Annotated in this window: 6 protein-coding genes and 1 pseudogene; 6 read left to right on the plus strand and 1 reads right to left on the minus strand. The window is 44.9% G+C overall.

Annotation, left to right across the window (positions count from 1 at the left end; translation table 11 throughout):
- The 6 genes and pseudogenes from CDG77_RS32680 to tnpC form a co-directional block, all read left to right on the plus strand.
- Nucleotides 1–804 (plus strand): annotated as a pseudogene (locus CDG77_RS32680) (hypothetical protein); the annotation flags it as partial.
- 83 nt (nt 805–887) lie between these two features.
- Complete coding sequence (locus CDG77_RS32685; protein ID WP_094333351.1) at nt 888–2,279, plus strand: replicative DNA helicase; 1,392 nt, start codon at nt 888–890, stop codon at nt 2,277–2,279.
- Between the two features lie 5 nt (nt 2,280–2,284).
- A complete protein-coding gene (locus CDG77_RS32690) occupies nt 2,285–2,677 on the plus strand; it encodes an ASCH domain-containing protein (protein WP_094333352.1) in 393 nt (130 codons plus the stop codon).
- Complete coding sequence (locus CDG77_RS32695; protein ID WP_190234131.1) at nt 2,674–4,125, plus strand: DNA cytosine methyltransferase; 1,452 nt, start codon at nt 2,674–2,676, stop codon at nt 4,123–4,125. The genes CDG77_RS32690 and CDG77_RS32695 overlap by 4 nt, the downstream gene beginning before the upstream one ends.
- On the plus strand, nt 4,122–4,295 hold the full coding sequence (locus tag CDG77_RS37125; RefSeq protein ID WP_190234132.1) for a hypothetical protein: 174 nt from the start codon (nt 4,122–4,124) through the stop codon (nt 4,293–4,295). The genes CDG77_RS32695 and CDG77_RS37125 overlap by 4 nt, the downstream gene beginning before the upstream one ends.
- Before the next feature lie 127 nt (nt 4,296–4,422).
- Nucleotides 4,423–5,910, plus strand: a complete 1,488-nt coding sequence (tnpC, locus tag CDG77_RS32700) for an IS66 family transposase (RefSeq protein WP_094333353.1) — start codon at nt 4,423–4,425, stop codon at nt 5,908–5,910.
- 68 nt (nt 5,911–5,978) lie between these two features.
- On the opposite strand, the gene CDG77_RS32705 is transcribed toward tnpC, so the two are convergent.
- A partial coding sequence (locus CDG77_RS32705; RefSeq protein WP_442946454.1) for an amino acid kinase family protein occupies nt 5,979–6,359 on the minus strand: 381 nt, incomplete at its 5' end.

Below are 6,359 nucleotides of genomic sequence, written 5' to 3' on the forward strand. Positions count from 1 at the left end.
GTTGGGGGGACACCCAAAGATTATCCAATTAAAGATTATCCAATTGAAGTCCATCCACTCAAGGACGCGCCCCTGGCTTCGCCACCCGCGCCCCCCACCCAAGAGAGTGTGTGTGAAAAAGAAGAACTTGATTTAACAACGAAAGAATCAACCCCAGAAGAACCAACCCCACAACAACCCACTTCGTTGTCAAAAAATTCCGAGTCTTCGCAACAAAGCGATAATCCCTCAAGAGGATCAACTATTGTGGGCGGGTGGTTCGAGAAATCCGAACAATCGAATAAGCCGCAAAGAACCTGTCCCTACAAGACAGCCCGGAACGTGAAAGAACTGATTGATGCTTGGTTAACAGACCCGACTGCTATGAGTGATGATTGTGTGCCCCTGCTTGTTAGAGACTCAATCAAGTGGAATCGCTGGGTTTTACCTTGGCGCAATGGAGAGCGAAAGCTAAATAACCTCTACCAGAACTTCAACCCGGTAGTCGTGGATTTCCTAGCACAAGAACTAGCCACTAAGTCGAAACGCTCCGCACGACAGGAAATAGATCATGCGATCGCAGTAATGAACACTTGGGAGAAAACCAAGGGGGGATGGACGAATTTGAATCAGCGCTATCAGCAAGCTCATAGTGCCGAAGCTCAACGCCTTGCCCAACAAAAAGCCATACAAACGGCTCATGCTGCCCCTAATGAGTTGAGGGCAGTACTACCCGAAATCAGACAAGCGCGGAGATTTACCAAGACAGAATTCAGGAATAAGGAGTCAGGATTCAGAATTGAAGCTTGTGCAGCTGCGGGATGAATCATCGCTTCAAACAAGAAATTTCTCGTTAATTCTGACTTCTGAATTCGATTTACAAAAGTAGCATAGCAGGAGAAAAAGTGATGTTTTCACCAGATTTTGCCTCAGATAACGTAGTTTCAATGCCTAACCACTTACCACCCCAGGCGATAGAAGCTGAAGAAGTAGTACTCGGTGGCATTTTGTTTGACCCCGAAGCGATCGCTCGTGTAATTAAGATTTTGCAACCAGAGGATTTTTACGTCGGTTCGCACAAGAACATTTACCAAGCCGCAGTCAGATTACACCAGTCTCAGCAACCAACAGATTTATTATTTGTCATCAGTTGGCTAGAATCTCATGGCTTGTTGCATAATGTCGGCGGGAGAAATAAACTTGCGTCCTTGCTTAACTCTTGCGTGTCAGCAGTTAACATCGATGCCTTAGCAGAATTGATTCGAGAAAAAGCGCAATTGAGAGCGGTGATCCAAACAGCTTTACAAATGGCGCGGGAAGCGATGGATGCCCCCTTGACTGAAACTACTGCCACTTCAGTCATCGAAATGGGACAACAAAAGCTTTTAGAGTTGCGCCAATTAACTGTGCCTTGTCAGATGAAATTAATGGCTGACATCATCCCTGACGTTTATGCCGAGATTGAGGCTTCCAATAACGGTGAAGATGCGATTGAGGTAAACGCCCCCACCGGATTCTACGATTTGGATTCGGTAATTGGCGGGATGCCCTTCGGTGCTTTGACCGTTGTTGGAGGCCGCGGCGGAATCGGCAAGTCCACATGGGCATTAGATATTGGTATTCGGGCTGCTGCTAGCGGCTTAACAACCGCTTATTTCGCTTTAGAGATGTCTGCCTCACAAATGGTCAAAAAGACCCTCGCAAGGTTGGCAGCGCCCCATGTTCCTGCTGATCTGCTTTTTAAACGCAATGCACTCCGGGAATCTCACTGGAATCCTTTGGCTCAAGCTTGTGCTGACGCGATGGCGCTACCATTTTGGTTGAATGACAACCCTGTAATCACCACCTCACAAATCAAGGGTGATTTGCAAGATATACAAGCTCGTTGTGGGTCAGTCAGTTTGGTGATCGTGGATTATGTGCAGTTGATTGAACCAATGCGCCGTGAACGTGGCGAAAATCGTGTACAAGAAATTGACTCCATCTTGAAACAACTCAGGGCGATCGCTAAACAATTCAATTGTGCTGTCTTGGGTTTAGCGCAGTTAAAAAGAGAAGTTGATTCACGTTCTGAAAAACGTCCAACTAAAGCAGATTTTCGAGAATCGGGAGGATTTGAACAGGAGGCTGCTGTCATGTTGGGTTTGTATCGGGAAGATTACTACGATAAACAGACTACCCAAAAAGGCATTTTTGAAGTTTCAGTTTTGAAAAGTCGGTTTAGTAGTGAGACGACTGTTAATCTCTTGTTTGATGAAAGATTTGGACAGTTTAAAAATTTGGCTAAATCTAATTATTAAAACCCATGAAAGCGCTATCTGTTCGCCAACCCTGGGCATGGGCAATTATTTATGCTCTCAAAAATGTTGAAAACCGTGGCTGGCCCATTCATTATCGCGGCGACATTTTGATTCACGCAGCCAAGACTTGTACCAAAAGAGAGTATCTGTTAGCGAAAGAATTTTGCCAAGGGATGGGGGTAGAAATTCCAGAACTAATCTCTCTCCGTCGCGGTCAAGTCATCGGTATAGTCACAATAGTAGATTGCAAGTTCTCACAAGTTGCGTCTGGTTGGGGGATGCCTGAGCAGTACCACTGGAAACTGGAGAATCCACGCGAAATTACACCGATTCCCTACATTGGGCGGTTGGGGATATTTGAAGTACCCGATGATTTGGTCATGGAGGTGGCTGCATGACTCAAACAGTAATAGCTGAGTTATCTGCAATACCCGAAAAATTCTTAGAGGACGACCTTAGAGCTTCACAACTGCATAGCCAAGGATGCCTCTATCCGTATCTCGAAAAGAAAAAGCTATTTGATGGCTCAATAGTTTTTTACCCACGAGTTATAGGCCAACGTGACCCAAACAACCCGACTCATTACCGATGGGGATATAACTGGGAGGAACGAGTTGATGGAGTATGGAAAGGTCGAAGTATAGGCTCAATTCCCCCTGGCGCTGTCCACATGATTTGGACACTACAACAGCAGGGGGCAAGCAGGGAAGATATTATCGCCTTTATCAAAAAAGCGAAAACCAAAAAGACATCGCCAAAATTAGATGTCTGCAAAAATTTTGATAACACAAAATTAAAACCAGTTCTTCCAGATGATGCTCCGATCGCTGTAGTACTTTTCGCGGGTGGCGGCGGGATTGAAGCGGGGATGGTCGAAGCCAGGATTCGCCCAGTCATTGCAGTAGAATTTGACCCAAGCAAACCAGACTTGAGCAGGGCGATCGCCAAAACCCATCACCACAACTTCAGCGAGTATGGCTGTAGAATAATACAGCTAACAGTTCAAGAAGTAGCACGGTTAGGATTTCTAGGTTTTCCCCGCCGCCCCGACTATCTCCACGCCTCCCCGGTGTGCGCCAACTTCAGCCAAGCTCACACAGCCAAAGCTGGTAAGGGTATTGAAACGGCTGATGATCTGACGGCAGCGATCGCAGTAGCAAAAGCCATCCGACAGTTGCAGCCACGGGTATTCACTCTCGAAAATGTCCCACGCTATCAGAACAGTCAGAGCTTCAGTATCATTCTGCAAGTTCTGGAATCAGAGGGATACTCGGTCGATTACAGCGTGGTCAACATGGCTGACTTTGGGCTACCCCAGGCGCGGCGGCGGTTAGTTTTGATTGCCAGTAGAGGGTTTCGCGTTGCTTTACCTTCGGGTGCTACACCTTGTGGTTGGTATGAGGCGATCGCCAATCTCATTCCTATGATGACCGATTCTCAACTACTCCCCAAACAACAGCAAGCTTTGGAGAAATTTTTAGCCAGGAATGCGCCAACACCGTTGCTAATAGAAAGAGTTGGGGGACGTACACAGTCCAAATATAAACCTGGAAATTTACCTTGTAATACGATATTGCGGTCGCACTTCACAGATCACAAAGGCTGCAACCGTAGTAAGTTCGCTGATATCTGGTTGCCTGATAGTACGGTTAAGTCTTTGTCTATTGAGGGGGCGGCAGTCTTGCAAGGATTTCCGTGTTGGTATGAGTTTCCAAAAGAGACTGCTACGGCTGGGTCAATCATTGGCTACTCTGTACCACCCAGTTTTGCCGCGCAGTTATTTACTCACATACAGAAAACTTTTATCAGGAGCATTTTTATGACAAACCGAGAGCAACTCACTTGAAATGTGTTGCTACAGGTAAGGAAGAGGACGACCAACAAGCAGGGGACAAAAAAGAAGAAGCACAGAGGTTGTGCGGTGAAAGCGAATTTCCGCCTTCCGCCTGCTTTAATGGTTTTCTTTCCTTAGCGACAGTTCACATCTGGGTTCGCAGAATTTTATTAGTGGGATAGATTCATAGCTGCCTTCAGCAATAACTGCCCTCTGCCTTTCTCAATGAGTTATCTCAAAAAGATTAAGGTAAGGATTCAGGTGGCAGAGTATTGACAAAGGGAACACTTGAGGGGGAATATCACAAATATGAACCAAAACCTGCCTCAAGATTTAGACAGAGAAAGCTTGAACCAGTTGTCGAAGGAAGAACTGGTAGAGATAATTATTGAGCAGAGCAAGGTAATACGTGAGTTACAGAAAATCATCTACGAACTACAGCAAGAAATAGAGCGTTTAAAAGTCAGTCGAGATTTAGACAGTTCTAATTCGTCGAAGCCACCGTCTGGGGACATCCTCAAAAAGAGTGAAAACAAAAAAGCACCCTTGGAAGAAGAACCGAACTACCCCAAAAGAAAACCAGGTGGGCAACCAGGGCATCAAGGTAAGACTCGTAAAGGTTTTGGCAGAATAGATCGTTGTGAAATCTTACGTCCTACGGATTGCGTTTACTGTGGTCAAAAAGCATTTGCGTCTGTGGCAGTAAAAGTAGAAAAGCACTCGGTAGCGCAATTAGTTGAGCGTCCAATTGAAATAGTTGAGTATCAACGCCATACCTGTGTGTGTGAGTGCTGTGGAAATATACAAACAGCCTCATGGTCGCCAGATATCGTTCCAGGGCAAGATTTAGGAGTTAGATTACAGGCGTTTTTAGGATGGGTAAACAATTATGCACACATGCCCTATGAAAAACAACAAGAAATGTTATGGGAACTGGGTCACATTGAAATTGGACTGGGAACGTTAGTTGCAACCAATGAACGAATTCAAAAAGCAATTGAACCGAGCATTAGTGAATTAAGTGATTGGGTAAAACAGACACAACCTAACGTCCATGTGGATGAAACACCTTGGTCAGTTAAAGGAGTCAAAGAATGGTTGTGGGTAGTTGCCAATTCTGAGTTTTGTCTATTTACTGCGGCTGATACTCGTTCACGATCCGAGTTAGAAGCGATTTTAGGGACTGAGTATACAGGAGTACTTAGCAGCGACGATTTTAGTGTCTACAATGGTTATGCTGTAACTGATCAACAGAAATGTTTGGCTCATCTACGCCGTCACTTCAAAAAATTAATTCAACTTCCAGGTCTTCACAACCAAGCTATTGGTGAAGCGTTTGTTCATTTAATTGATGAAGCCTTTAGAAGTTATGCTCAATGGTTTGAGACTCTTGACTCAAGCAGTTACAACGATTGGGTTAATCAATTCAAATCTAAACTGCAACAAACCCTCAATCAGTGGATTGATCTCGCGGGAGCTACAGCAGCAAACCTTTTACGTTCCTTGCGCAATAAAGCCCATCAATGGTGGTATTTTCTTGAAAACCCGGAAGTTCCTCCTGATAATAATCAGGCTGAACGAGAGTCCTTCGGACACGCTTCGCGAACGCTGCGTTTGGCTGTGACAAGACGTAAGGTGAGTGGTGGTTCCCGTTCGATGGAGCGGTTTCAACACACTGCCGATTTGTTGACTGTGGTGCAAACCTGCCGCCGTCAAGGTCGGTCTGTGATTAATTTCTTTATACAAGCACTACTGGCTGATTCTCAGTCTCGCCCGTCTTTGCTTCCTAAATATTAGACCTGAATCCTTACAGATTAAGGGTAAGTAATTCGGATTAACTACCAACAGTTTTGAAATCATTTTAGTTAAAATGCCCTAATTAAAGTGCCTAGAGTTGGCGTACCTAAAACTGAAGAGGCTAAATTCCCTGGGATATTCCCATCAATTATCCAGCAGTCAATCCCTAAACTAGAAATAGTCAAAAACTCCTCAACTTTCTTCGCCATCCCGCCAGTAACATCTACTGATTTGCTCTTGCCCAAGAAAGGTTTAATCTGAGAGTAGTTAGCTTGAGTAATATTGGAAACTACTTGCCCATCTTGGTCATATACACCTGCATAATTCCCAACATTTATTAGTCTAACTTTAAACTTACCTTGAAGATAGAAATATTTCGCTAGTTCTGCAAGCATTGCATCTGTCGAGAGGACAGTACCACCAATAGCTTGATCTAGAACGACATCACC

The organism is Nostoc sp. 'Peltigera membranacea cyanobiont' 213 (assembly GCF_002245975.1).
Lineage (GTDB): Bacteria > Cyanobacteriota > Cyanobacteriia > Cyanobacteriales > Nostocaceae > Nostoc.